Annotated in this window: 36 protein-coding genes; all 36 read left to right on the forward strand. The window is 58.8% G+C overall.

Annotated features, from left to right (window positions below; all coding sequences use genetic code 11):
• Positions 1-19: 19 nt before the first annotated feature.
• The 36 genes from recQ (at position 20) to dsbD (ending at position 24055) form a co-directional block, all read left to right on the forward strand.
• Entirely contained in the window at positions 20-1867 is a 1848-nt protein-coding gene (gene recQ / locus NE850_RS32005; RefSeq protein ID WP_165187157.1) for a DNA helicase RecQ, read from the forward strand.
• 221 nt (positions 1868-2088) lie between these two features.
• Positions 2089-2469, forward strand: a complete 381-nt coding sequence (gene rpsL / locus NE850_RS32010) for a 30S ribosomal protein S12 (RefSeq protein WP_006998493.1) — start codon at positions 2089-2091, stop codon at positions 2467-2469.
• A 179-nt stretch (positions 2470-2648) separates the two neighbouring features.
• Positions 2649-3119, forward strand: a complete 471-nt coding sequence (gene rpsG / locus NE850_RS32015) for a 30S ribosomal protein S7 (protein ID WP_006053291.1) — start codon at positions 2649-2651, stop codon at positions 3117-3119.
• Positions 3120-3253: 134 nt separating this feature from the next.
• Entirely contained in the window at positions 3254-5356 is a 2103-nt protein-coding gene (gene fusA / locus NE850_RS32020; protein ID WP_007180139.1) for an elongation factor G, read from the forward strand.
• 47 nt (positions 5357-5403) lie between these two features.
• On the forward strand, positions 5404-6594 hold the full coding sequence (gene tuf / locus NE850_RS32025) for an elongation factor Tu (RefSeq protein ID WP_007180138.1): 1191 nt from the start codon (positions 5404-5406) through the stop codon (positions 6592-6594).
• 131 nt (positions 6595-6725) lie between these two features.
• Positions 6726-7037, forward strand: coding sequence for a 30S ribosomal protein S10 (gene rpsJ, locus NE850_RS32030; protein ID WP_006998489.1), 312 nt, complete (start codon positions 6726-6728; stop codon positions 7035-7037).
• Between the two features lie 201 nt (positions 7038-7238).
• Complete coding sequence (gene rplC, locus NE850_RS32035) at positions 7239-7898, forward strand: 50S ribosomal protein L3 (protein WP_007180137.1); 660 nt, start codon at positions 7239-7241, stop codon at positions 7896-7898.
• Positions 7898-8518 carry a 50S ribosomal protein L4 gene (gene rplD / locus NE850_RS32040; RefSeq protein WP_007180136.1) on the forward strand — a complete coding sequence of 207 codons (621 nt, stop codon included), beginning with the start codon at positions 7898-7900 and terminating at the stop codon, positions 8516-8518. Before rplC ends, rplD begins: the two co-directional genes overlap by 1 nt.
• Positions 8515-8829, forward strand: coding sequence for a 50S ribosomal protein L23 (rplW, locus tag NE850_RS32045; RefSeq protein WP_007180135.1), 315 nt, complete (start codon positions 8515-8517; stop codon positions 8827-8829). The genes rplD and rplW overlap by 4 nt, the downstream gene beginning before the upstream one ends.
• Positions 8830-8831: 2 nt before the next feature.
• A complete protein-coding gene (gene rplB, locus NE850_RS32050; RefSeq protein WP_121315897.1) occupies positions 8832-9659 on the forward strand; it encodes a 50S ribosomal protein L2 in 828 nt (275 codons plus the stop codon).
• A 10-nt stretch (positions 9660-9669) separates the two neighbouring features.
• Complete coding sequence (gene rpsS / locus NE850_RS32055) at positions 9670-9945, forward strand: 30S ribosomal protein S19 (protein ID WP_004199273.1); 276 nt, start codon at positions 9670-9672, stop codon at positions 9943-9945.
• A gap of 7 nt (positions 9946-9952) precedes the next feature.
• The gene (gene rplV, locus NE850_RS32060; protein ID WP_007180133.1) at positions 9953-10285 is read left to right on the forward strand and encodes a 50S ribosomal protein L22; all 333 of its coding nucleotides are present in this window, start codon (positions 9953-9955) and stop codon (positions 10283-10285) included.
• Positions 10286-10296: 11 nt separating this feature from the next.
• Positions 10297-11103 carry a 30S ribosomal protein S3 gene (rpsC, locus tag NE850_RS32065; protein WP_007180132.1) on the forward strand — a complete coding sequence of 269 codons (807 nt, stop codon included), beginning with the start codon at positions 10297-10299 and terminating at the stop codon, positions 11101-11103.
• A 2-nt stretch (positions 11104-11105) separates the two neighbouring features.
• Positions 11106-11522, forward strand: a complete 417-nt coding sequence (gene rplP, locus NE850_RS32070; protein ID WP_007180131.1) for a 50S ribosomal protein L16 — start codon at positions 11106-11108, stop codon at positions 11520-11522.
• A 10-nt stretch (positions 11523-11532) separates the two neighbouring features.
• Entirely contained in the window at positions 11533-11727 is a 195-nt protein-coding gene (gene rpmC, locus NE850_RS32075) for a 50S ribosomal protein L29 (protein WP_007180130.1), read from the forward strand.
• Complete coding sequence (gene rpsQ, locus NE850_RS32080) at positions 11724-11996, forward strand: 30S ribosomal protein S17 (RefSeq protein ID WP_007180129.1); 273 nt, start codon at positions 11724-11726, stop codon at positions 11994-11996. The genes rpmC and rpsQ overlap by 4 nt, the downstream gene beginning before the upstream one ends.
• A gap of 290 nt (positions 11997-12286) precedes the next feature.
• Positions 12287-12655 (forward strand): 50S ribosomal protein L14, encoded by a 369-nt coding sequence (rplN, locus tag NE850_RS32085; RefSeq protein ID WP_006052212.1) that lies wholly within the window; start codon positions 12287-12289, stop codon positions 12653-12655.
• A 9-nt stretch (positions 12656-12664) separates the two neighbouring features.
• A complete protein-coding gene (gene rplX, locus NE850_RS32090) occupies positions 12665-12973 on the forward strand; it encodes a 50S ribosomal protein L24 (RefSeq protein WP_006052213.1) in 309 nt (102 codons plus the stop codon).
• Between the two features lie 17 nt (positions 12974-12990).
• Positions 12991-13530, forward strand: coding sequence for a 50S ribosomal protein L5 (gene rplE, locus NE850_RS32095; protein ID WP_006052214.1), 540 nt, complete (start codon positions 12991-12993; stop codon positions 13528-13530).
• 7 nt (positions 13531-13537) lie between these two features.
• A complete protein-coding gene (gene rpsN, locus NE850_RS32100) occupies positions 13538-13843 on the forward strand; it encodes a 30S ribosomal protein S14 (protein WP_006052215.1) in 306 nt (101 codons plus the stop codon).
• A 14-nt stretch (positions 13844-13857) separates the two neighbouring features.
• On the forward strand, positions 13858-14253 hold the full coding sequence (rpsH, locus tag NE850_RS32105; protein WP_006052216.1) for a 30S ribosomal protein S8: 396 nt from the start codon (positions 13858-13860) through the stop codon (positions 14251-14253).
• An 18-nt stretch (positions 14254-14271) separates the two neighbouring features.
• Complete coding sequence (gene rplF, locus NE850_RS32110; RefSeq protein WP_012434569.1) at positions 14272-14802, forward strand: 50S ribosomal protein L6; 531 nt, start codon at positions 14272-14274, stop codon at positions 14800-14802.
• Between the two features lie 12 nt (positions 14803-14814).
• Entirely contained in the window at positions 14815-15180 is a 366-nt protein-coding gene (gene rplR, locus NE850_RS32115) for a 50S ribosomal protein L18 (protein ID WP_006052218.1), read from the forward strand.
• 14 nt (positions 15181-15194) lie between these two features.
• Positions 15195-15713 (forward strand): 30S ribosomal protein S5, encoded by a 519-nt coding sequence (rpsE, locus tag NE850_RS32120; RefSeq protein ID WP_007180127.1) that lies wholly within the window; start codon positions 15195-15197, stop codon positions 15711-15713.
• A 10-nt stretch (positions 15714-15723) separates the two neighbouring features.
• Positions 15724-15906 (forward strand): 50S ribosomal protein L30, encoded by a 183-nt coding sequence (gene rpmD, locus NE850_RS32125; RefSeq protein WP_007180126.1) that lies wholly within the window; start codon positions 15724-15726, stop codon positions 15904-15906.
• A gap of 29 nt (positions 15907-15935) precedes the next feature.
• Entirely contained in the window at positions 15936-16370 is a 435-nt protein-coding gene (gene rplO, locus NE850_RS32130; RefSeq protein ID WP_007180125.1) for a 50S ribosomal protein L15, read from the forward strand.
• 46 nt (positions 16371-16416) lie between these two features.
• Complete coding sequence (secY, locus tag NE850_RS32135) at positions 16417-17763, forward strand: preprotein translocase subunit SecY (protein ID WP_091798353.1); 1347 nt, start codon at positions 16417-16419, stop codon at positions 17761-17763.
• 8 nt (positions 17764-17771) lie between these two features.
• Positions 17772-17990: a translation initiation factor IF-1 gene (gene infA, locus NE850_RS32140; RefSeq protein ID WP_004521905.1), complete on the forward strand. Its 219-nt coding sequence runs from the start codon at positions 17772-17774 to the stop codon at positions 17988-17990.
• Between the two features lie 20 nt (positions 17991-18010).
• Positions 18011-18127, forward strand: coding sequence for a 50S ribosomal protein L36 (gene rpmJ / locus NE850_RS32145; RefSeq protein WP_004199844.1), 117 nt, complete (start codon positions 18011-18013; stop codon positions 18125-18127).
• Positions 18128-18168: 41 nt separating this feature from the next.
• Positions 18169-18534 (forward strand): 30S ribosomal protein S13, encoded by a 366-nt coding sequence (gene rpsM, locus NE850_RS32150; RefSeq protein WP_006052223.1) that lies wholly within the window; start codon positions 18169-18171, stop codon positions 18532-18534.
• 28 nt (positions 18535-18562) lie between these two features.
• Complete coding sequence (gene rpsK / locus NE850_RS32155) at positions 18563-18967, forward strand: 30S ribosomal protein S11 (protein WP_006052224.1); 405 nt, start codon at positions 18563-18565, stop codon at positions 18965-18967.
• A gap of 147 nt (positions 18968-19114) precedes the next feature.
• The gene (gene rpsD, locus NE850_RS32160; RefSeq protein ID WP_007180123.1) at positions 19115-19738 is read left to right on the forward strand and encodes a 30S ribosomal protein S4; all 624 of its coding nucleotides are present in this window, start codon (positions 19115-19117) and stop codon (positions 19736-19738) included.
• A gap of 124 nt (positions 19739-19862) precedes the next feature.
• The gene (locus NE850_RS32165) at positions 19863-20840 is read left to right on the forward strand and encodes a DNA-directed RNA polymerase subunit alpha (protein ID WP_310699859.1); all 978 of its coding nucleotides are present in this window, start codon (positions 19863-19865) and stop codon (positions 20838-20840) included.
• A gap of 179 nt (positions 20841-21019) precedes the next feature.
• On the forward strand, positions 21020-21412 hold the full coding sequence (gene rplQ, locus NE850_RS32170; RefSeq protein WP_006052227.1) for a 50S ribosomal protein L17: 393 nt from the start codon (positions 21020-21022) through the stop codon (positions 21410-21412).
• Positions 21413-21843: 431 nt separating this feature from the next.
• Positions 21844-22176, forward strand: a complete 333-nt coding sequence (cutA, locus tag NE850_RS32175; protein ID WP_007180151.1) for a divalent-cation tolerance protein CutA — start codon at positions 21844-21846, stop codon at positions 22174-22176.
• Entirely contained in the window at positions 22169-24055 is a 1887-nt protein-coding gene (gene dsbD, locus NE850_RS32180; protein ID WP_310699860.1) for a protein-disulfide reductase DsbD, read from the forward strand. Before cutA ends, dsbD begins: the two co-directional genes overlap by 8 nt.
• The last annotated feature ends 23 nt before the right edge of the window (positions 24056-24078 follow it).

Below are 24078 nucleotides of genomic sequence, written 5' to 3' on the forward strand. Positions count from 1 at the left end.
CGCTGCTTCTCTCAAATTCATGTCCCGTCCGCTCGAAATCCTCAACGAAGTCTTCGGTTACCCCGCGTTCAGAGGACAGCAGGGCGAAATTGTCGAGCACGTCGCCGGCGGCGGCGATTGTCTCGTGCTGATGCCGACGGGCGGCGGCAAATCCTTGTGCTATCAGATTCCGTCGCTGGTGCGCCGCGAACGCGGCTTCGGCACTGGCATCGTTGTGTCGCCGCTGATCGCGCTGATGCAGGATCAGGTGGCCGCGCTTACAGAGGTAGGCGTGCGCGCCGCGTATCTGAATTCGACGCTGTCGAGCGCCGAGGCAATGGCGACCGAGCGTGCATTGCGCGAAGGCGAAATCGACCTGCTTTACGTGGCGCCGGAACGGTTGATGACGCCCCGTTTCCAGGAATTGCTGGAGCGTACGCGCATCGGCTTATTCGCCATCGACGAGGCTCATTGTGTGTCGCAATGGGGACATGATTTCCGGCCGGAATACATTCAGTTGTCGGTGCTGCACGAGCGGTTTCCGAACGTGCCCCGAATCGCACTGACGGCCACCGCCGATGCAATCACGCGGGATGAGATCATCCACCGGCTCGCGCTGGACGACGCGCGCATTTTCGTGTCGAGCTTCGACCGGCCGAACATCCGCTATCGCATCGTCGAAAAGGACAACGCGCGTACGCAGTTGCTGGACTTCATCCGCGCAGAACATTCAAAGCCCGATGGCACGACCGACGCCGGTGTCGTTTATTGCCTGTCGCGCCGCAAGGTCGAAGAGACCGCGGAGTGGCTGAAAGAAAAAGGGATGCGCGCGCTGCCGTATCACGCCGGCATGGAGTTCGAATTCCGTCAGAAGCATCAGGAGATGTTTCAGCGCGAGGAAGGCATCGTGATGTGCGCGACGATCGCGTTTGGCATGGGCATCGACAAGCCGGATGTGCGTTTTGTCGCTCACCTCGACTTGCCGAAGAGTGTCGAAGGCTATTACCAGGAAACGGGGCGCGCGGGCCGCGACGGCATGCCGGCGAATGCATGGATGGCCTACGGCCTCGGCGACGTCGTGCAGCAACGCAAGATGATCGACGAGTCCGACGCCGACGACGCGCACAAGCGCGTGCAGACCGGCAAGCTGGACGCGCTGCTCGGTCTCTGCGAAGCGGCAACCTGCCGGCGAGTGCGGTTGCTGGCGTACTTCGGCGAGTCGAGCAAGCCATGCGGCAACTGCGACAACTGTCTCGAACCGCCGGACACCTGGGATGCAACGCGTGAGGCACAGATGGCGCTGTCGTGCGTGTTCCGCGCGCAGCGGGCGAGCGGCTTTCATTTCGGCGCGGGACATCTGATCGACATCCTGCGCGGCAACAGCAACGAGAAAATCCTGCAGCGTGGTCACGAGAAACTGACCACGTTCGGCATCGGCTCGGCGCTAGGCGAACCGGAGTGGCGCGCGATATTTCGCCAACTTGTCGCGTTCGGCTATCTGACGGTCGATCATGAGGGATTCGGCTCGCTGGTCCTGACCGAGGCAAGCAAACCCGTGCTAAAGGGCGAGCAAAACGTCACGATGCGCCGGTACGTGAAGCCGACGCGTACGCGTCAATCGTCCGGCCGGACCAGCGAACGTGCCGACCCGACAATCGGCATGGGACCGCGCGAACGTGCCCGCTGGGAACGCCTGCGCGCATGGCGCACTGAAACGGCGAAGAGCGACGGCGTGCCGGCGTACGTGATCTTCCACGACGCGACGCTGGCGGAAATTGCCCGTAACGGCCCCGATTCCATCGAGGATTTACGCGGCATTCCGGGTATGGGCGCTCGCAAACTCGACCGTTTCGGTGACGAATTGCTGGAAGTGGTCGCCGCCGACTGAGCGCTCAGCGAGTGCCTGACTAGGTTGGCAGGGGTGCGAAACATCGCAACCTGTTGACTCCCTTAGTAATTTCGGAATATTATGCTAGGTTCCGGTTCTTGGAATGCCTGCGCGCGAAGTCTATTCGTGCGCAGGCTACCGGTCCGGAAGTTCGATGCGCAATAGTTTCTGCTTTGCCCGGAAACAGATGCGTCGATTTTGTTCAATTTCAGGAATAAACAATGCCAACCATCAATCAACTGGTTCGCAAAGGCCGCGCGTCGGAAACGACGAAGAGCAAGAGCCCGGCTTTGCAGGACTGCCCCCAGCGTCGCGGCGTGTGCACCCGTGTGTACACCACGACGCCGAAGAAGCCTAACTCGGCACTGCGTAAGGTTGCCAAGGTTCGTCTGACGAACGGCTTCGAAGTCATTTCGTACATCGGTGGTGAAGGCCACAACCTGCAGGAACACTCGGTCGTGCTGATTCGCGGCGGCCGTGTCAAGGATTTGCCGGGTGTGCGTTACCACATGGTTCGCGGCTCGCTGGATACCCAGGGCGTCAAGGATCGTAAGCAGGCTCGCTCGAAGTACGGTGCGAAGCGTGCCAAGGCCGGTAAGTAATTAGCCGATCAGTAGTTTCAGGTCGCCTGCAAAGGCGGTAATAGCGGTGGTACCGGAATCGCCGGTGCTGTCGAGTAAGTGGTCACCCGACCAGGCTGGTAAGTCGTTAGAGATGAATCGGGTTAGTTGGTGGCCGCGGGGCTAAAAATAGCTCCAACTGAAAAGTTAAAGGAAGAAACATGCCGCGTCGTCGCGAAGTCCCCAAGCGGGAAGTGTTGCCGGATCCGAAATTCGGTAACGTAGATGTAGCTAAGTTCATGAACGTGCTGATGCTCTCCGGCAAGAAGTCGGTTGCCGAGCGTATCGTGTACGGCGCTTTCGAACAGATCCAGACCAAGGGTGGCAAGGACCCGCTGGAAGTGTTCACGGTAGCGCTCAACAACGTCAAGCCGGTGGTCGAAGTGAAGAGCCGCCGCGTTGGTGGTGCGAACTATCAGGTTCCGGTCGAAGTGCGCCCGTCGCGTCGTATGGCATTGGCGATGCGTTGGCTGCGTGAAGCCGCGAAGAAGCGCAGCGAGAAGTCGATGGCCCTGCGTTTGGCAGGTGAACTCTCCGAGGCGGCCGAAGGCCGTGGCGGCGCAATGAAGAAGCGCGACGAAGTTCACCGGATGGCAGAAGCCAACAAGGCGTTCTCGCACTTCCGTTTCTAAGCTTCCCGAATCCGGGTTTAGCGGAAAAAACGGAAAGAAATTCCGGGCGGGTGCGCTTACAAAGCGCCTCGCCCGTTTGTGTTACAGCGCGATGGGTATTTTCTCGCATCGCGTCATCCCAATAGAGGATCAAAGTGGCTCGCAAGACACCTATCGAGCGCTACCGTAACATCGGTATTAGCGCTCACATCGACGCCGGCAAAACGACGACGACCGAGCGCATCCTGTTTTACACCGGCGTGAACCACAAGATTGGTGAAGTTCACGACGGCGCTGCCACCATGGACTGGATGGAGCAGGAGCAGGAACGCGGCATCACGATCACGTCCGCTGCTACCACGGCGTTCTGGAAAGGCATGGCTGGCGACCGCGCTGAGCACCGCATCAACATCATCGACACCCCGGGCCACGTCGACTTCACGATTGAAGTTGAGCGCTCGATGCGCGTGCTCGACGGCGCGTGCATGGTCTACTGCGCCGTGGGCGGCGTTCAGCCCCAGTCGGAAACCGTGTGGCGTCAGGCTAATAAGTACAAGGTTCCCCGTCTCGCGTTCATTAACAAGATGGACCGTACAGGCGCGAACTTCTTCAAGGTTTACGACCAGCTCAAGCTGCGTCTGAAGGCGAACCCGGTTCCGGTCGTGGTGCCTATCGGCGCGGAAGAGAACTTCACGGGCGTCGTCGATCTGCTGAAGATGAAAGCGATCATTTGGGACGAAGCGTCCCAAGGCACCAAGTTCTCGTACGAAGAAATCCCGGCCGAACTGGTCGACTCGTGCAACGAGTGGCGCGAAAAGATGGTCGAAGCGGCTGCTGAGTCTAGCGAAGAGCTGATGAACAAGTACCTGGAAGAGGGCGAGCTCTCCGAAGCGGAAATCGTCAAGGGTATCCGCGACCGTACGATCGCTTGCGAAATCCAGCCGATGCTGTGCGGTACCGCGTTCAAGAACAAGGGCGTGCAACGCATGCTGGACGCCGTGCTCGATTTCCTGCCGTCGCCGATCGACATCCCGCCGGTTACGGGCGAGCTGGAAAACGGTGAAAAGGGCGAGCGCCGCGCTGCTGACGACGAGAAGTTCTCGGCACTGGCATTCAAGATCATGACCGACCCGTTCGTCGGCCAGTTGATCTTCTTCCGCGTGTACTCGGGCGTCGTGAATTCGGGTGACACCGTGCTGAACGCGACCAAAGACAAGAAGGAGCGTCTGGGTCGTATTCTGCAGATGCACGCGAACCAGCGCGAAGAAATCAAGGAAGTCCGCGCAGGCGACATCGCTGCTGCAGTCGGCCTGAAAGACGCAACGACCGGCGATACGCTATGCGATCCGCAAAGCCCGATCGTGCTCGAACGCATGATTTTCCCTGAGCCGGTGATTTCGCAGGCTGTTGAGCCGAAGACGAAGCCCGACCAGGAAAAAATGGGTCTGGCGCTGAACCGTCTGGCACAGGAAGATCCATCGTTCCGCGTTCAAACGGACGAAGAATCGGGTCAAACCATTATTTCGGGCATGGGCGAGCTCCACCTGGAAATTCTGGTTGACCGGATGAAGCGCGAATTCGGCGTGGAAGCGACTGTCGGCAAGCCGCAGGTTGCTTATCGCGAAACGATTCGCGGCAAGGCGGAAGACGTTGACGGCAAGTTCGTCAAGCAGTCGGGTGGTCGCGGCCAGTATGGTCACGCAGTCATCACGCTCGAGCCGAATGAGCAAGGCAAGGGCTATGAGTTCCTCGACGAGATCAAGGGCGGTGTCATTCCGCGCGAATACATCCCGGCGGTGGACAAGGGTATCCAGGAAACGCTGAAGGCAGGCGTGCTGGCAGGCTTCCCGGTGGTCGACGTCAAGGTGCACCTGACGTTCGGTTCGTACCACGACGTTGACTCGAACGAAAATGCGTTCCGCATGGCCGGCTCGATGGCGTTCAAGGAAGCAATGCGCAAGGCTCAACCGGTCATCCTCGAACCGATGATGGCTGTAGAAGTCGAAACGCCTGAAGATTACATGGGCAACGTGATGGGCGACCTGTCGGGTCGTCGCGGCATCGTGCAGGGCATGGACGACATGGTTGGCGGCGGCAAGATTGTTCGCGCCGAGGTGCCGCTGTCGGAAATGTTTGGCTACTCGACGTCGCTGCGTTCGCTGACCCAAGGTCGTGCAACGTACACGATGGAGTTCAAGCACTACTCCGAAGCACCGCGTAACGTGTCGGAAGCGATCATCAACGCGAAGTCGAAGTAATCGCGCGGCAAGTCATTCAACGATTAACTTTTTGAAAGAAGAGAAACATGGCTAAAGGTAAATTCGAACGGACCAAGCCGCACGTGAACGTCGGCACGATCGGTCACGTTGACCACGGCAAGACCACGCTGACGGCAGCGATCACGACGGTTCTGACGCAGAAGTTTGGCGGCGAAGCGAAGGCATACGACCAGATCGACGCGGCGCCGGAAGAAAAGGCGCGCGGTATCACGATCAACACGGCACACGTCGAGTACGAAACGGCTAACCGCCACTACGCGCACGTCGACTGCCCGGGCCACGCTGACTATGTGAAGAACATGATCACGGGCGCAGCGCAGATGGACGGCGCGATCCTGGTGTGCTCGGCCGCTGATGGCCCGATGCCGCAAACGCGTGAGCACATCCTGCTGGCGCGTCAGGTTGGCGTTCCGTACATCATCGTGTTCCTGAACAAGTGCGACATGGTGGACGACGCCGAGTTGCTGGAACTGGTCGAGATGGAAGTTCGCGAACTTCTGTCGAAGTACGACTTCCCGGGCGACGAGACGCCGATCATCAAGGGTTCGGCCAAGCTGGCGCTGGAAGGCGACAAGGGCGAGTTGGGCGAAGTGGCGATCATGAATCTGGCCGACGCGTTGGACACGTACATCCCGACGCCGGAGCGCGCAGTTGACGGTGCGTTCCTGATGCCGGTGGAAGACGTGTTCTCGATCTCGGGTCGTGGTACGGTGGTGACGGGTCGCGTTGAGCGCGGCGTTGTGAAGGTCGGCGAGGAAATCGAAATTGTCGGTATCAAGCCGACGGTGAAGACGACCTGCACGGGCGTGGAAATGTTCCGCAAGCTGCTCGACCAGGGGCAGGCAGGCGACAACGTCGGTATCCTGCTGCGCGGCACGAAGCGTGAAGACGTGGAACGTGGCCAGGTTCTGGCCAAGCCGGGTTCGATCAACCCGCACACGCACTTCACTGCTGAAGTGTACGTGCTGAGCAAGGACGAAGGTGGCCGTCATACGCCGTTCTTCAACAACTATCGTCCGCAGTTCTACTTCCGTACGACGGACGTGACGGGCTCGATCGAGTTGCCGAAGGACAAGGAAATGGTGATGCCGGGCGACAACGTGTCGATCACGGTGAAGCTGATCAACCCGATCGCGATGGAAGAAGGTCTGCGTTTCGCAATTCGCGAAGGCGGCCGCACGGTCGGTGCTGGTGTGGTTGCCAAGATCCTCGAGTAAAATCGCGGATTGATGTATTTGCTGTAAGTGGTGCCCCGGAGCCGGGCGCCGGCCCTCAGCGGGCTCCCGGCTCTACGTTCTTTTATTGTCTGGCGGTGCAATACCGCCTCGCTCTTTTCCAAGGAATTGTCATGCAGAACCAGAAAATCCGCATTCGCCTGAAGGCTTTCGACTATCGCCTTATCGATCAATCGGCAGCTGAAATCGTCGACACGGCAAAGCGGACTGGCGCAATCGTCCGTGGTCCGGTGCCCCTGCCGACCCGCATTCAACGTTTCGACATCCTGCGTTCGCCGCACGTCAACAAGACGTCGCGCGATCAGCTCGAAATCCGTACGCACCAACGCCTGATGGACATCGTCGATCCGACGGACAAGACCGTTGACGCACTGATGAAGCTGGATCTGCCGGCTGGCGTGGATGTGGAAATCAAGCTGCAATAAGGCTGCCAGCGGTTGTCCGGTCTGTCGGGCAACGCTAAGTCATTGATTGCTTGCGGAAAACGAAAAGCCTCGCTATAATGCAAGGCTTTTCGCGCATTTGCGCAAAAAAGTCGGCGTGTTGCAGCATGTATTCATGCCCGAAACGGCGCCGGCATTTTGTAAATTAGCCCCGACCAATCGCAGTCGGGAATGGAGAAAACGATGAGCCTTGGACTCGTAGGTCGCAAGGTTGGCATGACCCGTATCTTCACGGCAGAAGGGGATTCGATTCCCGTTACCGTGCTGGACGTGTCCGACAACCGCGTGACGCAGATCAAGACTGTTGAAACCGACGGCTACACAGCCGTGCAGGTTGCATTCGGTACGCGCCGTGCATCGCGCGTGACGAAGCCGTTGGCCGGTCATCTTGCCAAAGCCGGTGTTCAAGCCGGTGAAATCCTCAAAGAATTCCAGATCGATGCTGCCAAGGCTGCCGAGTTGTCGAACGGCACCGTGGTTGGTCCCGACCTGTTCGAAGTAGGCCAGAAGGTCGACGTGCAAGGCGTGTCGATCGGTAAGGGCTACGCCGGTACCATCAAGCGTTACAACTTCGCATCCGGCCGTGCATCGCACGGCAATTCGCGCTCGCACAACGTGCCGGGCTCGATCGGTATGGCGCAGGATCCGGGTCGTGTTTTCCCGGGTAAGCGCATGACCGGTCACATGGGTGACGATACGGTAACCGTGCAAAACCTCGAAATCGCTCGTATCGACGCTGACCGCAAGCTGTTGCTGGTCAAGGGCGCCGTTCCGGGTGCGAAGGGTGGCAAGGTATTCGTTACGCCGGCCGTGAAGACGCGTGCCGTGAAAGGAGCGAAATAATGGAACTTAAGCTCCTGAATGCCAACGGTCAGGAAGGTGCAGGCGTTAGCGCGTCGGACGTCGTGTTTGGCCGCGATTACAACGAAGCCCTGATTCACCAGGTTGTGGTGGCGTATCAAGCGAATGCCCGTAGCGGCAACCGCGCGCAGAAGGACCGTGAGCAAGTCAAGCACACGACCAAGAAGCCGTGGCGCCAGAAGGGTACGGGCCGCGCCCGTGCCGGTATGTCGTCGAGCCCGTTGTGGCGCGGCGGTGGCCGGATCTTCCCGAATTCGCCGGAAGAAAACTTTTCGCACAAGGTCAACAAGAAGATGCATCGCGCAGGTCTCTGCTCGATCTTCTCGCAGCTGGCCCGCGAAGGCCGTATCTCGGTGGTCGACGAGCTGACGCTCGAAGCGCCGAAGACGAAGCTGCTGGCCGAAAAATTCAAGGCGATGGGTCTCGACTCCGTGCTGGTGATTACCGACACGGTTGACGAAAACCTGTACCTCGCGTCGCGCAACCTCGCCCATGTGGCAGTTGTTGAGCCGCGTTACGCCGACCCGCTGTCGCTGATCTACTTCAAGAAGATCCTGATCACGAAGGCTGCGGTCGCCCAGATCGAGGAGTTGCTGTCATGAGCGAGATTCGCAAGAACGATCATCGTTTGATGCAGGTCCTGCTCGCGCCGGTGATCTCCGAAAAGGCGACGCTGGTGGCCGACAAGAACGAGCAAGTTGTGTTCGAAGTCGCGCCCGATGCCACGAAGCAGGAAGTGAAAGCTGCAGTCGAGCTGCTATTCAAGGTGGAAGTCAATTCCGTCAACGTGTTGGTCTCGAAGGGCAAAGCCAAGCGCTTTGGCCGTTTCATGGGCAAGCGCAAGGACGTGAAGAAGGCGTACGTCTGCCTGAAGCCCGGCCAGGAAATCAACTTTGAAGCGGAGGCCAAGTAATCATGGCAATCGTTAAAGTTAAGCCGACTTCGCCGGGCCGTCGTGCGATGGTCAAGGTGGTCAACAAGGATCTGCATAAGGGCAAGCCGTACGCGCCGCTGCTCGACTCGCAATCCTCAACCGCCGGCCGTAACAACAACGGTCACATCACCACCCGTCATAAAGGCGGTGGTCACAAGCATCACTATCGCGTCGTCGATTTCCGTCGCAATAAGGACGGTATCGCAGCGAAGGTCGAACGTCTTGAGTACGATCCGAACCGTAGCGCGAACATTGCGCTGGTTCTGTACGCAGACGGCGAACGCCGCTACATCATTGCTCCGAAGGGTGTCACCGTCGGTCAGCAATTGATGTCGGGTTCGGAAGCACCGATCCGCGCTGGCAACACGCTGCCGATCCGCAACATTCCGGTCGGTACGACGATCCACTGCATCGAAATGCTGCCGGGCAAGGGCGCGCAAATGGCGCGTTCGGCTGGTACGTCGGCGATGCTGCTGGCTCGTGAAGGCATCTACGCACAGGTCCGCCTGCGCTCGGGTGAAATCCGCCGCGTTCACGTTGAATGCCGCGCGACGATTGGTGAAGTTGGTAACGAAGAGCACAGCCTCCGTCAAATCGGTAAGGCTGGCGCGAACCGCTGGCGCGGTATCCGCCCGACGGTGCGTGGCGTTGCAATGAACCCGGTCGATCACCCGCACGGTGGTGGTGAAGGCAAGACGGCTGCAGGTCGCGATCCGGTGAGCCCGTGGGGCACGCCTGCTAAGGGTTATCGCACCCGCAGCAATAAGCGCACGACGAGCATGATCGTCCAGCGCCGTCACAAGCGTTAAGGAGTAGGCAATGGCACGTTCTGTAAAAAAAGGTCCGTTCTGCGACGCCCATTTGCTGAAGAAAGTTGAGGCGGCAGCAGCTTCGCGGGATAAGAAGCCGATCAAAACCTGGTCGCGCCGTTCGACGATCCTCCCGGATTTCATCGGTCTGACGATCGCCGTTCACAACGGCCGTCAACACGTTCCGGTGTACATCTCGGAAAACATGGTCGGCCACAAGCTTGGCGAGTTTGCATTGACCCGTACGTTCAAGGGTCACGCAGCCGACAAGAAGGCTAAGAAATAAGGGGCTCATGATGGAAGTGAAAGCAATTCATCGCGGTGCCCGCATCTCGGCGCAGAAAACGCGCCTTGTGGCTGACCAGATCCGCGGTTTGCCGGTCGACAAGGCGCTGAACGTTCTGACGTTCTCGCCGAAGAAGGCTGCGGGAATCGTGAAAAAGGTCGTGCTGTCGGCGATCGCGAATGCGGAGCATAACGAAGGCGCCGATATCGATGAGCTCAAGATCACGAGCATCTACATCGACAAGGCTGCGTCGCTCAAGCGTTTTACCGCGCGCGCTAAAGGCCGCGGTAACCGCATCGAGAAGCAATCCTGTCACATCACTGTGACGGTCGGGAATTAAGGGGTCATACGATGGGACAGAAAATTCATCCGACTGGCTTCCGTTTGGCCGTCAGCCGCAATTGGGCGTCGCGTTGGTACGCGAACAACAACAATTTTGCGGCGATGTTGCAGGAAGACATCGGTGTTCGTGAATACCTGAAGAAGAAGCTGAAGAACGCGTCCGTCGGCCGCGTTGTGATCGAGCGACCTGCAAAGAACGCCCGCATCACTATTTTCAGCTCGCGTCCGGGTGTCGTGATCGGTAAGAAGGGTGAAGACATTGAACTGCTGAAGTCCGAGCTGCAAAAGCGCATGGGCGTTCCGGTTCACGTCAACATCGAAGAAATCCGCAAGCCGGAAACCGATGCGCAACTGATCGCGGATTCGATCACGCAACAACTCGAGCGCCGGATTATGTTCCGCCGCGCGATGAAGCGTGCGATGCAAAACGCAATGCGTCTGGGTGCTCAAGGCATCAAGATCATGAGCGCTGGCCGCCTGAACGGTATCGAAATCGCTCGTACGGAATGGTATCGCGAAGGTCGCGTGCCGCTTCATACGCTGCGTGCGGATATCGACTACGCGACGTCGGAAGCAAAGACGACGTACGGCATCATCGGCGTGAAGGTGTGGGTCTACAAGGGCGACACGCTCGGCCGCAACGACGCACCGGTGGTTGAAGAAGTCGCCGAAGAAAAGCGTCCGCGCCGCAACGCACGTCCGGGTGGCGATCGCCGTCCGCGTCGCGATGGTGAAGGTGGTGGCCCGGCAGGTGCACGCCGCGGCGCTCCTCGTCGTGCTGGCGGTGCCGGCGACGGCGGGAAGACTGGAGAATAACGATGCTGCAACCGAAACGCAGAAAGTATCGCAAAGAGCAGAAGGGTCGTAACACCGGCATCGCTACCCGCGGCAACGCGGTTTCGTTCGGTGAGTTCGGCCTGAAGGCTATCGGTCGTGGTCGCTTGACCGCGCGCCAGATTGAAGCGGCACGTCGTGCAATGACGCGTCACATCAAGCGTGGTGGCCGCATCTGGATCCGCATTTTCCCGGACAAGCCGATCTCGCACAAGCCGGCTGAAGTACGGATGGGTAACGGTAAAGGTAACCCTGAGTATTACGTCGCAGAGATTCAACCGGGCAAGATGCTGTACGAAATGGACGGCGTAACCGAAGAGCTGGCACGCGAAGCGTTCCGTCTGGCTGCAGCTAAGCTGCCGCTCAAGACGACGTTTATCGTGCGTCAGCTCGGCGCCTAAGGAGCAAATGATGAAGGCTTCCGAACTTCACCAGAAAGATCAGGCCGCGCTCAACAAGGAGCTGTCGGACCTGTTGAAGGCGCAATTCGGCCTGCGCATGCAACTCGCGACCCAGCAGCTCACGAACACGAGCCAGCTGAAGAAGGTTCGTCGCGACATCGCACGTGTGCGGACCGTCCTGACTGAGAAGGCGAACCAGAAATGAACGATAGCGTAAAAACCTCGCTCAAGCGGACGCTGGTCGGCAAGGTCGTCAGCAACAAGATGGACAAGACGGTCACCGTGCTGGTTGAGCACCGCGTGAAGCACCCGATCTACGGCAAGTACGTTGTGCGTTCCAAGAAGTACCACGCGCACGACGATGCGAACACGTACAACGAGGGCGACCTCGTTGAAATCCAGGAAACGCGTCCGATTTCGAAGACGAAAGCTTGGGTTGTGGCTCGCCTGGTCGAGGCTGCTCGCGTCATCTGACGCCGCAGTGTTGTAGAAGTAATTGAAATCGCAGTAAGTTTCGCTTGCAAGACCGAGATTATTTGTTATAATTTCGGTCTTCCCTCTTTTATGGGAGCCCCGTCGCGGGCGAAGTTGGTGGGGGGAGCGGTTCAGGCGCCAGTCTGTTCCGAAGGATTCACCGGATTGCGATGGCGGGTTTCGTTTGCCGTCGCTGCTGTTCTAACCCAAGCAGCCGATTGGCTGACGGGACCAAGACTGACCGGGTACGCCATGGTGGTGTGACCGGATTAAGTTGGGAAAGATAAACCATGATCCAGACCGAAACTCGGCTTGAAGTGGCCGACAACACGGGTGCGCGTGAAGTTATGTGCATCAAGGTGCTCGGCGGCTCGAAGCGTCGTTATGCCAGCATTGGCGACATCATCAAGGTGACCGTCAAAGAAGCAACGCCGCGCGGGCGCGTGAAGAAAGGCGAAATTTATAACGCCGTGGTGGTTCGCACCGCCAAGGGCGTGCGCCGTCAGGACGGCTCGCTGATCAAGTTCGATGGCAACGCCGCTGTGTTGTTGAATGCCAAGCTCGAACCTATTGGCACCCGTATTTTCGGGCCTGTCACGCGCGAGTTGCGCAGCGAACGATTCATGAAGATCGTTTCGTTGGCACCTGAAGTGCTGTAAGGAGTCGCGATGAACAAGATTCGCAAAGGTGACGAAGTTATCGTCATCACCGGCAAAGATAAAGGCAAGCGCGGCGTCGTGCTGTCCGTTGGCGAAGGCAAAGTGATTGTCGAGGGTATTAACCTCGTCAAGAAGCACGTCAAGCCGAACCCGATGAAGGGTACGACGGGCGGTGTGGAAGCCAAGACGATGCCGCTGCAAATTTCGAACGTCGCATTGGTCGACGCGAATGGCAAGGCGTCGCGTGTAGGCATCAAGGTCGAGGGAGACAAGAAAGTCCGTTTCCTTAAAACGACCGGTGCCGAGCTGAGCGCCTGACGCTGCGGAGTAAAAAAATGGCTCGTTTGCAAGAGTTTTACAAAGAGAAAGTTGTACCCGGCCTCATCGAGAAGTTCGGTTACAAGTCCGTGATGGAAGTGCCGCGCATCACCAAGATCACCCTGAATATGGGCCTTGGCGAAGCGGTTGCTGACAAGAAGATCATCGAAAACGCCGTTGGCGACCTGACGAAGATCGCAGGCCAGAAGCCGGTGATCACGAAGGCACGCAAGGCAATCGCTGGCTTCAAGATCCGTCAGGGCTATCCGATCGGTGCAATGGTCACGTTGCGTGGTCAGGCAATGTACGAATTTCTGGACCGTTTCGTGACGGTTGCGCTCCCTCGTGTGCGTGACTTCCGTGGCGTGTCGGGTCGTGCATTCGATGGTCGCGGCAACTACAACATCGGTGTGAAAGAGCAGATCATTTTCCCCGAAATCGACTACGACAAGATCGACGCGCTGCGTGGGCTGAACATCAGCATCACGACGACTGCGAAGACCGACGACGAAGCAAAGGCCCTGCTCGCCAGCTTCAAGTTCCCGTTCAGAAACTGAGGTTACCGTGGCTAAACTGGCACTGATCGAACGTGAAAAGAAGCGTGCTCGCCTTGCCGCTAAGTACGCTCCCAAACGTGCTGAGCTGAAAGCGATCATCGGCGATATGAGCAAGTCGGACGAAGAGCATTACGCAGCACGTCTGGAACTGCAACAACTGCCGCGCAACTCTAATCCGACCCGTAAGCGTAATCGTTGCGCAATTACCGGTCGCCCGCGTGGCACGTTCCGTAAATTCGGGCTGGCGCGTAACAAGATTCGCGAAATCGCGTTCCGCGGCGAGATCCCTGGCCTGACCAAGGCGAGCTGGTAATAGGAGAAACGTAAATGAGCATGAGTGATCCTATCGCCGATATGCTGACTCGCATCCGCAATGCGCAGATGGTTGAGAAAGTCTCGGTGACTATGCCCTCGTCGAAAGTCAAGGTTGCGATTGCGCAGGTCCTGAAGGACGAAGGCTATATCGATGATTTCGCAGTGAAGTCCGAAGGTGCGAAGTCTGAATTGAACATCGTGTTGAAGTACTACGCTGGCCGTCCGGTCATCGAACGCATTGAACGCGTTTCGAAGCCTGGTCTGCGTGTGTACCGCGGCCGTAACGACATCCCCGTGGTCATGAATGGCCTCGGCGTGGCAATTGTGTCGACGCCGAAGGGCGTGATGACGGACCGCAAGGCGCGTGCAACGGGCGTTGGCGGCGAAGTCATCTGCTACGTCGCTTAAGGCCGAAAGGAGAGAAACATGTCTCGAGTAGGTAAAAGCCCGGTCGCGCTGCAAGGCGCAGAAGTGGCCCTGAGCGACGATCGCATCACCGTCAAGGGCCCGCTGGGTACGATTACGCAGGCGGCAAACCGCCTCGTGAAAGTGGTGAACGACAACGGCACGCTGAATTTCGAGCCGGTTGACGAAAGCCGCGAAGCGAATGCGATGTCGGGCACGATGCGCGCACTGGTTGCGAACATGGTGAACGGCGTGACGAAGGGTTTCGAGCGCAAGCTGACGCTGGTTGGCGTTGGCTACCGCGCACAGGCGCAAGGCGACAAGCTGAACCTGTCGCTGGGTTTCTCGCACCCTGTGGTGCACCAGATGCCGGAAGGCGTCAAGGCTGAGACCCCGACGCAAACCGAAATCGTGATCAAGGGGATCAACAAACAACAAGTTGGCCAGGTCGCTGCAGAAGTGCGCGGCTATCGCCCGCCGGAGCCCTATAAGGGCAAGGGTGTGCGTTACGCCAATGAGGTTGTGATCCTCAAAGAAACGAAGAAGAAGTAAGGGTGCGCAATCATGGATAAGACTCAATCTCGCCTGCGCCGCGCTCGTCAGACGCGTATCAAGATCGCTGAGCTGCAGGTCGCGCGTCTCGCCGTGCATCGCACGAACACGCACATCTATGCGCAAGTGTTCTCGCCGTGCGGCACCAAGGTGCTCGCCAGCGCGTCGACGCTCGAGGCCGAAGTGCGTGCGCAATTGGCTGATCAAACGGGCAAGGGCGGCAACGTCGCTGCTGCCACGCTGATCGGTAAGCGCATCGCAGAAAAGGCTAAGGCTGCCGGCATCGAATCCGTCGCCTTCGACCGTTCGGGTTTCCGTTACCACGGCCGCGTGAAAGCGCTGGCTGATGCGGCGCGCGAAGCCGGACTCAAGTTCTAAGGGAAGAATTCGTCATGGCAAAGATGCAAGCGAAAGTTCAGGCTGACGAACGCGACGACGGCCTGCGCGAAAAGATGATTTCGGTCAACCGCGTGACCAAGGTTGTGAAGGGCGGCCGGATTCTCGGTTTCGCCGCGCTGACCGTGGTCGGCGACGGCGATGGCCGCATCGGCATGGGCAAGGGCAAAGCGAAGGAAGTTCCGGTTGCTGTTCAAAAGGCAATGGAACAAGCTCGCCGTAACATGTTCAAGGTGCCGCTGAAGAACGGTACGTTGCAACACGAAGTGCATGGTAAGCACGGCGCATCCGCAGTTCTCCTCGCTCCGGCGAAGGACGGTACGGGCGTGATCGCTGGTGGCCCGATGCGCGCAGTGTTCGACGTAATGGGCGTGCAAAACGTGGTTGCTAAGAGCCACGGTTCGACGAACCCGTACAACCTCGTTCGTGCAACGCTCGACGGTCTGCGCAAGCAGTCCACGCCGGGCGACATCGCGGCGAAGCGCGGCAAGTCCGTCGAAGATATTCTGGGCTAAGGTGGACACCATGTCTGATAAAACTGTCAAGGTCCAGCTCGTCAAGAGCCTGATCGGCACCCGTGAGACGCACCGTGCAACGGTGCGTGGCTTGGGCCTGCGCCGACTCAACTCGGTTAGCGAGTTGCAGGACACGCCGGCTGTGCGCGGCATGATCAACAAGGTTTCGTACCTCGTTAAGGTCATCAGCTAAGCGGCTGACCAGGACTCAAGGAGTTGATAATGGAATTGAATAACCTGAAGCCGGCTGAAGGCTCGAAGCACGCTAAGCGTCGCGTCGGCCGTGGTATCGGCTCCGGTCTGGGCAAGACGGCTGGCCGCGGTCACAAGGGTCAGAAGTCGCGCTCAGGCGGCTTTCACAAGGTTGGCTTCGAAGGCGGTCAAATGCCGCTGCAACGTCGCCTGCCGAAGCGTGGCTTTACTTCGCTGACGAAGGAATTCGTTGGTGAGGTGCGTCTCTCGGATCTGGAAAAGCTGCCGGTCGATGAAATCGATCTGCTGGCTCTGAAGCAAGCCGGCTTGGTCGGCGAGTTGATCAAGAGCGCCAAGATCATCGCGACGGGCGAGCTCAAGCGCAAGGTCGTTGTGAAGGGTCTGGGTGCGACGAAGGGTGCGCGCGCTGCTATCGAAGCAGCCGGCGGCTCTTTTGCCGAGTAACGCGCAAGCTAATTGCCGTCACTAGCATTTGCATCGGAGAAGGTACTTGGCTAACAGCCCGAGTCTCGCAAAACCCGGTCGCGGCGCGGCGAAGTTCGGCGATCTGCGTCGGCGGGCAGTGTTCCTGCTGCTGGCGCTGATCGTCTACCGTATCGGCGCGCATATTCCGGTGCCGGGTATTGACCCGGACCAGCTGGCAAAGCTTTTCCAAAGCCAGTCGGGCGGCATCCTTGGCATGTTCAACATGTTTTCGGGTGGCGCACTTTCGCGGTTCACGATTTTTGCGCTGGGGATCATGCCGTATATTTCGGCGTCGATCATCATGCAGTTGCTGGCGATTGTCTCGCCGCAGCTCGAAGCGCTGAAAAAGGAAGGGCAAGCGGGTCAACGGAAGATTACGCAGTACACGCGTATCTTCACGGTCCTGCTGGCGACGTTCCAGGCGTTCGGCATTGCCGTGGCGTTGGAAAATCAGCCTGGCCTGGTGATTGATCCGGGAATGGTTTTTCGGTTGACGACGGTCGTGACGCTGGTGACCGGCACGATGTTCCTGATGTGGCTGGGTGAGCAGATCACGGAGCGCGGGCTTGGCAACGGTATCTCGATCATTATTTTCGGCGGGATTGCAGCGGGCTTCCCGAATGCAATCGGTGGTCTTGTTTCGCTGGTGCAAACCGGTTCGATGAGTCCGATATCCGCGATTATCGTCGTCGCGCTGATTGCTGCTGTGACGTATCTGGTGGTGTTCATCGAACGCGGCCAGCGCAAGATTCTTGTGAACTACGCAAAGCGGCAAGTCGGTAACAAGATTTACGGCGGTCAGTCTTCGCATTTGCCGCTGAAATTGAACATGTCGGGCGTGATTCCGCCGATCTTTGCATCGTCGATCATTCTCTTCCCGGCAACCATCCTGAACTGGTTTAGTTCGGGGTCGCGTACCAGCTGGTTCGCAGACACGTTGCACAACGTAGCCGAAGCCCTTAAGCCCGGTCAACCCGTGTACGTGTTGCTGTACGCGTTGGCGATCGTCTTCTTCTGTTTCTTCTACACCGCATTGGTGTTCAACAGCAGAGAGACGGCCGACAACCTGAAAAAGAGTGGCGCTTTCGTCCCAGGCATCCGCCCGGGCGACCAAACGGCGCGATACATCGACCGTATCCTGACACGTCTGACGCTGGCCGGTGCGATCTACATCGTGTTTGTTTGCCTGCTGCCCGAGTTTCTGGTACTGCGCTGGAACGTGCCGTTTTATTTTGGTGGAACGTCGCTGCTGATCATTGTCGTCGTCACAATGGATTTCATGGCGCAGGTGCAGTCGTACGTTATGTCGCAACAGTATGAATCGCTGCTGAAGAAAGCTAATTTCAAAGGCGGCGGCGTCCCGATGCGTTGAAAGGACTTATGGCCAAAGACGATGTTATCCAGATGCAGGGTGAAGTCATCGAAAACCTGCCTAATGCTACCTTCAGGGTGAAGCTGGAAAACGGCCATGTCGTATTGGGACACATATCTGGGAAGATGCGGATGCATTACATCCGAATCTTGCCGGGCGACAAGGTGACGGTTGAATTGACGCCTTACGATCTGTCGCGTGCGCGGATCGTGTTCCGGGCGAAGTGATTTGAAAAAAGGGTAATATCATGAAAGTGATGGCATCGGTTAAACGCATTTGCCGCAATTGCAAGATCATCAAGCGCAAAGGCGTTGTGCGCGTGATTTGCAGCTCTGATCCGCGCCACAAACAGCGTCAAGGCTGAACGCCGCGCTTTTGCTTGCGCTTTTTGTTTGAGGAAAAACAATGGCTCGTATCGCAGGGGTTAACATCCCGAATCACCAGCATACCGAAATCGGCCTGACGGCTATTTATGGTATCGGCCGCACGCGCTCGCGCGACATTTGCGTCGCTGCTGGTGTGGCATTTTCGAAGAAGGTCAAAGACCTGAACGACGCAGACCTCGAAAAGCTGCGTGAAGAAGTCGGCAAGTTCATCGTTGAGGGCGATCTGCGCCGTGAAACGACGATGAATATCAAGCGCCTGATGGATCTCGGCTGCTACCGTGGCGTTCGGCATCGTAAGGGCTTGCCCCTGCGCGGCCAACGTACGCGTACGAATGCCCGTACGCGCAAGGGTCCGCGTCGTGCAGCGCAATCGCTGAAGAAGTAAGCGGAACTGACAGTTACAGGAAAACGTAATGGCTAAGGCTTCGAACAACTCCGCGGCGCAACGCGTTCGCAAGAAGGTCAAGAAGAACGTCGCCGAGGGCGTGGTTCACGTTCACGCGTCGTTCAATAACACCATCATCACGATCACCGATCGTCAAGGCAATGCACTTGCTTGGGCAACGTCGGGTGGTCAGGGCTTCAAGGGTTCGCGTAAGTCGACCCCGTTTGCAGCTCAGGTGGCGGCCGAATCGGCTGGCCGCGTGGCGATGGAATACGGCGTGAAGAACCTCGAAGTGCGGATCAAGGGCCCCGGTCCTGGCCGTGAGTCGGCGGTGCGCGCGTTGCATGGTCTTGGCATCAAGATCACCGCGATCTCCGACGTGACTCCGGTTCCGCACAACGGCTGCCGTCCGCCGAAGCGTCGTCGTATCTAAGACGCTTGTTTTGCTAGCGCCTGTTGCCGCCCTATGCGGCGGCAGGCTGCTTGCGCTATTAAATTGACTAAGCCCACCGTTCGACCCATAGGGTTCGGACTAGCGCGGGTGCATGCATTCGCGTGATCAATCATAGAAGGAATCAACGTGGCACGTTATATCGGCCCTAAGGCCAAGCTGTCCCGCCGTGAAGGCACTGACCTTTTCCTGAAGAGCGCCCGTCGTTCGCTCGCTGACAAGTGTAAGCTTGACAGCAAGCCTGGCCAGCACGGCCGCACGTCTGGTGCCCGTACGTCCGACTACGGTACGCAGTTGCGCGAAAAGCAAAAAGTGAAGCGCATCTACGGTGTCCTCGAGCGTCAATTCCGTCGTTACTTCGCTGAAGCCGACCGCCTGAAGGGCAATACGGGTGAAAATCTGTTGCAATTGCTCGAATCGCGTTTGGATAACGTCGTGTATCGCATGGGCTTCGGCTCGACGCGCGCTGAAGCGCGTCAGTTAGTGAGCCACAAGGCGATCACGGTGAACGGCGTCGTGTCGAACATTCCGTCGATGCAAGTGAAGGCAGGCGACGTCGTCGCAGTCCGTGAACAGAAGAAGAAGCAAGCGCGTATCCTCGAAGCGCTATCGCTGGCTGAGCAAGGCGGTCTGCCGAGTTGGGTCGCTGTCGATTCGAAGAAGTTCGAAGGTACCTTCAAGCAGAAGCCGGAACGCAGCGACATCGCTGGCGATATCAACGAAAGCCTGATCGTCGAATTGTATTCGCGGTAATCGGATTAACGGCCGGGGCACCTCGATTGCGCTAAGCAAGGAGGCGTCTCGGCTGTTTATTTTCAGGTTGTTACCGGTCAGCCTTATCGGTGTAACGAGCCGAGGGTATTGAAAAGGAAAACCTATGCAAACCAGTTTGTTGAAGCCCAAGATCATCGCAGTTGAATCGCTTGGTGAGAGCCACGCGAAAGTGGTCATGGAACCGTTTGAACGCGGTTACGGCCACACCTTGGGTAACGCGCTCCGGCGCGTGCTGCTGTCGTCGATGATCGGCTACGCGCCGACCGAAGTGACGATCGCAGGCGTCGTGCATGAGTATTCGACGCTCGACGGTGTGCAAGAGGATGTGGTCAACCTGTTGTTGAACCTGAAGGGCGTGGTGTTCAAGCTGCATAACCGTGATGAAGTGACGGTTACGCTGCGCAAGGAAGGCGAAGGCGTTGTCACCGCTGGCGACATCGAACTCGCGCACGATTGCGAAGTGATCAACCCGGATCACGTGATCGCGCATCTGTCGAAGGGCGGCAAGCTCGACGTGCAGATCAAGGCTGAGAAGGGCCGCGGCTATGTGCCGGGCAATGTGCGTCGCTACGGCGAAGAGTCGGCCAAGATCATCGGCCGTATCGTGCTGGACGCGTCGTTCTCGCCGGTTCGCCGCGTGAGCTACGCCGTTGAAAGCGCTCGCGTCGAACAGCGTACCGACCTCGACAAGCTCGTGATGAACATCGAAACCAACGGTGTGATTTCGCCGGAAGAAGCGATCCGTCAGTCGGCGCGCATTCTGGTCGATCAACTGTCGGTCTTCGCTGCACTCGAAGGCACCGAAGCAACGGCTGAAGCGCCGTCGCGTGCGCCGCAGATCGATCCGATTCTGCTGCGTCCGGTGGATGATCTCGAACTGACGGTTCGTTCCGCGAACTGCCTGAAGGCCGAGAACATTTACTACATCGGCGACCTGATCCAGCGCACGGAAAACGAGCTGCTCAAGACGCCGAATCTGGGCCGCAAATCGCTGAACGAAATCAAGGAAGTACTGGCGTCGCGTGGTTTGACGCTCGGCATGAAACTCGAGAATTGGCCGCCGGCTGGGCTGGACAAGTAATCGACAAGTAGTCCCGGGCCAGAGCCCGCCGCTGCACTGGCAAAGACGCGGATTTTCCTTTAAAATCCGCGTCTTGTCTTTTTTCACTACCGGCCCGTGCGCTCGCTACCGTTGGGAAACCGTGGGTAGTTCGAGGCGATAGAAGAGCTGGACCAAAACTTTGAATCGAAGGAATTAACATGCGTCACCGTCATGGTTTGCGGAAACTGAACCGCACGAGCAGCCACCGTCTGGCAATGCTCCGTAATATGTCCAACTCGCTGATCGAGCACGAAGTCATCAAGACCACGCTGCCGAAGGCGAAAGAACTTCGTAAAGTTGTCGAGCCGCTGATCACGCTCGGCAAGAAGCCGTCGCTGGCAAATCGTCGTCTGGCGTTCAACCGCCTGCGCGATCGTGACTCGGTCACGAAGCTGTTCGAAGTTCTCGGCCCGCGTTACGCTACCCGTCCGGGCGGCTACCTGCGCGTGCTGAAGTTCGGCTTCCGCGTCGGCGACAATGCTCCGATGGCACTGGTCGAATTGCTCGACCGTCCGGAAGTTGAAGAAGTTGAAGTGCAAGAAGCTGAGTAAGTTTTCTCGCATCGAAAAAAAGCCAGGCATTCGAGCCTGGCTTTTTTGTTTGCGGCGCCCCGATATGGCGCACCCTGGTGGGGGCAAGCTCCACCGCAAGTTGATCACAACGAGCGATGCATAGCTGCGAGAGGGTGACCGATCCTGGCAAGCGGGCGTGAAGCAGAGCGGCGATCCGTGAAAAACTGCGGAAGAGGGCGTACGGGTCCAGTCCGGTACGACGGGTGTGACGATCCGAAGCCGGACAGAGGCGAGTGCGAGTTTGGCAGCCCGAGGTTGACGGACCGGGCGCCGATCAGCGTCAGAACGTGTTACGGCGGTGTCGCCGTGACGGCCATATGCCGCGCACCGTAGTCGCGGAGCCGTCTGCGGTAGGGCAAGGCTAGGTGATACGATAACGGCAACTGAATCGTGCCTTGCCGGAGCCATTTGTGAGCTTGAATGTGACCTTGATTCTGACGACGGTGCCTGATGCGGCCGTGGCTCAGAAGCTCGCCGCGGATGCGCTGGCCACCCGGCTATGCGCTTGCGTCACTCAGCTAGGCGCCGTGCAGTCCAGCTATCATTGGCGGGGCGCAATCGAAACGGCGCAGGAGATCCAGTTACTGTTCAAGACCAGCTCGGCACGCGCGCTCGAACTCGAGCGCTACATTCAGGCCCACCATCCCTACGACACGCCGGAGATCCTCTCGTGGCAAGCGACGGCATCGGCCGCGTACGGCCAGTGGATCACTGCTGAAACCCAACGTCCCCTCCATGTTTAAAGGTCTCGACCGGCGTGCGCGCAATGCGTTGCGTAGCCTGTTTTTCCTGTCCGGTTGTCTTGTCCTCGTGCAATTCGGCGCGCTCGCTCGCGCGGCGGACGACTTCCTCGATCCCGCAGCCGCTTTCAAATTCAGCGCGACGGAGAAACCCGGCGAAGTCGACGTGACCTACAAGATTGCGGATGGCTACTACATGTACCGGGAGCGCTTCGCCTTCGCGACACGCAACGGCACGACGACGATCGGCGAGCCACAACTACCGGCCGGCCACGTCAAGTTCGATCAGACCTTCAACAAGAACGTCGAGACGTACCGGAACGAGTTGACGATCCGCATTCCCGTTAAACAGGCGGCCGGACCCTTCGATCTCGCGGTGACGTCGCAAGGTTGTGCTGATGCCGGCATCTGCTATCCACCGATGGAGAGCGTGTACCACGTAGGCGGCGCGGCTCTGCAGGCAGCCGGCGGTCCAGAAGCAGCCAGCGCCGATGTCGCGCAACAGTCAGGACAGTCATCCGCTGCGGGCACCTCATGGTATGAGCGCGCCACCAACGCAGACTACGCGCAGTCGCTGCTGCAAGGCGGCGGCTTCTTCGCGATCGTCGGACTTTATTTCGTCGCCGGCGCCGTGCTCAGTCTGCTCCCATGTTCCTACCCGATGATTCCTATTCTCTCAGCGATCATCATCGGGGAGGGCGCGCGAGTGACACGTGCCCGCGGATTCGCATTGTCGGCTGCTTATGTGCTCGGCATGGCGCTCGTGTACACGGCGCTTGGCATTGCTGCCGCGTTGATCGGCCAAAGTCTCGGCGCATGGTTGCAAAATCCGTGGGTACTCGGTGCATTTGGCGTGCTGCTGACGATTTTCGCGCTGACCCTGATTGCCGGCTTCGACGTCGCGCTTCCGCGGCGCTGGCAGGACGGCGTTTCACGCGCCTCGGCGGGTCGCTCCGGCGGCAAGTTCGCTGCCGTTGCTCTGATGGGCGCGCTGTCCGCGCTGGTGGTCGGCGCCTGCATGACCGCGCCGCTCTTCGCCGTGCTGGCGTTCATTGCGCATACGGGCGACGCCGTGCTCGGCGGTGCAGCGCTATTCTCAATGGGATTGGGCCTGGGTGTGCCCCTGCTCATTCTGGGTCTTGGCGCAGGCACGCTGTTGCCGCGCGCCGGCGCCTGGATGGACGGCGTCAAGGTGTTCTTCGGCGTGGTATTGCTCGCAGCGGCGCTGTGGATCGTCTGGCCGGTACTCGGCGCGACTGCGACCATGCTTCTGAGCGCGCTCTGGTTGTTGATCGCAGCAGCCTCACTCGGCTTGTTCTCGGCGCCCGTCGCGCAGGCGTCCGTGTGGCGCCGGCTTGGCCGAGGCATCGGCGCCGCGTTGGCCGTCTGGGCGACGGTCCTGCTGGTCGGGCTGGCTGCGGGCTCATCCGATCCCCTGCGCCCGCTCGCCGTATTGGCGGCGCGCGGCGGGGAAGTGGGTGTGGCGAACGCGTCGTATAGGCCTGACGGCGCGTCACAGAGCGATTTGACGTTCGCCCCGGTGCGTACATCGATTGAACTCGACGAGGCCGTCAAAACGGCCGCACAGCCCGCTATGCTCGATTTTTACGCCGACTGGTGCGTCAGTTGTAAAGAGATGGAGAAGTTCACCTTCAGCGACCCGCGCGTGCAGGCGAAATTGAAGCAGTTGAATCTGCTGCGCGCGGACGTCACCGCAAACAACGCCGACGATCAAACGCTGCTTAAGCGCTTCAGCCTGTTCGGGCCGCCGGGGATCATCTTCTTCGATCAGGGTGGCAAGGAAGTGCTGCGCGTCGTCGGATATGAGTCGGCGGATAAGTTCTTGCGCAGTCTGGATCGGGCGCGTGGGACCGGGGTCTAACGGAGACACGTGCCGAACAAAAA

It is taken from the genome of Paraburkholderia sp. USG1 (assembly GCF_031570135.1).
Lineage (GTDB): Bacteria > Pseudomonadota > Gammaproteobacteria > Burkholderiales > Burkholderiaceae > Paraburkholderia > Paraburkholderia dioscoreae.

Excerpts from the sequence above, each read along its gene's own strand:
- recQ (WP_165187157.1), top strand. The coding sequence starts at position 20 with ATGTCCCGTCCGCTCGAAATCCTCAACGAAGTCTTCGGTTACCCCGCG.
- rpsL (WP_006998493.1), top strand. The coding sequence starts at position 2,089 with ATGCCAACCATCAATCAACTGGTTCGCAAAGGCCGCGCGTCGGAAACG.
- rpsG (WP_006053291.1), top strand. The coding sequence starts at position 2,649 with ATGCCGCGTCGTCGCGAAGTCCCCAAGCGGGAAGTGTTGCCGGATCCG.
- tuf (WP_007180138.1), top strand. The coding sequence starts at position 5,404 with ATGGCTAAAGGTAAATTCGAACGGACCAAGCCGCACGTGAACGTCGGC.
- rpsJ (WP_006998489.1), top strand. The coding sequence starts at position 6,726 with ATGCAGAACCAGAAAATCCGCATTCGCCTGAAGGCTTTCGACTATCGC.
- rplC (WP_007180137.1), top strand. The coding sequence starts at position 7,239 with ATGAGCCTTGGACTCGTAGGTCGCAAGGTTGGCATGACCCGTATCTTC.
- rplD (WP_007180136.1), top strand. The coding sequence starts at position 7,898 with ATGGAACTTAAGCTCCTGAATGCCAACGGTCAGGAAGGTGCAGGCGTT.
- rplW (WP_007180135.1), top strand. The coding sequence starts at position 8,515 with ATGAGCGAGATTCGCAAGAACGATCATCGTTTGATGCAGGTCCTGCTC.
- rplB (WP_121315897.1), top strand. The coding sequence starts at position 8,832 with ATGGCAATCGTTAAAGTTAAGCCGACTTCGCCGGGCCGTCGTGCGATG.
- rpsS (WP_004199273.1), top strand. The coding sequence starts at position 9,670 with ATGGCACGTTCTGTAAAAAAAGGTCCGTTCTGCGACGCCCATTTGCTG.
- rplV (WP_007180133.1), top strand. The coding sequence starts at position 9,953 with ATGATGGAAGTGAAAGCAATTCATCGCGGTGCCCGCATCTCGGCGCAG.
- rpsC (WP_007180132.1), top strand. The coding sequence starts at position 10,297 with ATGGGACAGAAAATTCATCCGACTGGCTTCCGTTTGGCCGTCAGCCGC.
- rplP (WP_007180131.1), top strand. The coding sequence starts at position 11,106 with ATGCTGCAACCGAAACGCAGAAAGTATCGCAAAGAGCAGAAGGGTCGT.
- rpmC (WP_007180130.1), top strand. The coding sequence starts at position 11,533 with ATGAAGGCTTCCGAACTTCACCAGAAAGATCAGGCCGCGCTCAACAAG.
- rpsQ (WP_007180129.1), top strand. The coding sequence starts at position 11,724 with ATGAACGATAGCGTAAAAACCTCGCTCAAGCGGACGCTGGTCGGCAAG.
- rplN (WP_006052212.1), top strand. The coding sequence starts at position 12,287 with ATGATCCAGACCGAAACTCGGCTTGAAGTGGCCGACAACACGGGTGCG.
- rplX (WP_006052213.1), top strand. The coding sequence starts at position 12,665 with ATGAACAAGATTCGCAAAGGTGACGAAGTTATCGTCATCACCGGCAAA.
- rplE (WP_006052214.1), top strand. The coding sequence starts at position 12,991 with ATGGCTCGTTTGCAAGAGTTTTACAAAGAGAAAGTTGTACCCGGCCTC.
- rpsH (WP_006052216.1), top strand. The coding sequence starts at position 13,858 with ATGAGCATGAGTGATCCTATCGCCGATATGCTGACTCGCATCCGCAAT.
- rplF (WP_012434569.1), top strand. The coding sequence starts at position 14,272 with ATGTCTCGAGTAGGTAAAAGCCCGGTCGCGCTGCAAGGCGCAGAAGTG.
- rplR (WP_006052218.1), top strand. The coding sequence starts at position 14,815 with ATGGATAAGACTCAATCTCGCCTGCGCCGCGCTCGTCAGACGCGTATC.
- rpsE (WP_007180127.1), top strand. The coding sequence starts at position 15,195 with ATGGCAAAGATGCAAGCGAAAGTTCAGGCTGACGAACGCGACGACGGC.
- rpmD (WP_007180126.1), top strand. The coding sequence starts at position 15,724 with ATGTCTGATAAAACTGTCAAGGTCCAGCTCGTCAAGAGCCTGATCGGC.
- rplO (WP_007180125.1), top strand. The coding sequence starts at position 15,936 with ATGGAATTGAATAACCTGAAGCCGGCTGAAGGCTCGAAGCACGCTAAG.
- infA (WP_004521905.1), top strand. The coding sequence starts at position 17,772 with ATGGCCAAAGACGATGTTATCCAGATGCAGGGTGAAGTCATCGAAAAC.
- rpmJ (WP_004199844.1), top strand. The coding sequence starts at position 18,011 with ATGAAAGTGATGGCATCGGTTAAACGCATTTGCCGCAATTGCAAGATC.
- rpsM (WP_006052223.1), top strand. The coding sequence starts at position 18,169 with ATGGCTCGTATCGCAGGGGTTAACATCCCGAATCACCAGCATACCGAA.
- rpsK (WP_006052224.1), top strand. The coding sequence starts at position 18,563 with ATGGCTAAGGCTTCGAACAACTCCGCGGCGCAACGCGTTCGCAAGAAG.
- NE850_RS32165 (WP_310699859.1), top strand. The coding sequence starts at position 19,863 with ATGCAAACCAGTTTGTTGAAGCCCAAGATCATCGCAGTTGAATCGCTT.
- rplQ (WP_006052227.1), top strand. The coding sequence starts at position 21,020 with ATGCGTCACCGTCATGGTTTGCGGAAACTGAACCGCACGAGCAGCCAC.
- dsbD (WP_310699860.1), top strand. The coding sequence starts at position 22,169 with ATGTTTAAAGGTCTCGACCGGCGTGCGCGCAATGCGTTGCGTAGCCTG.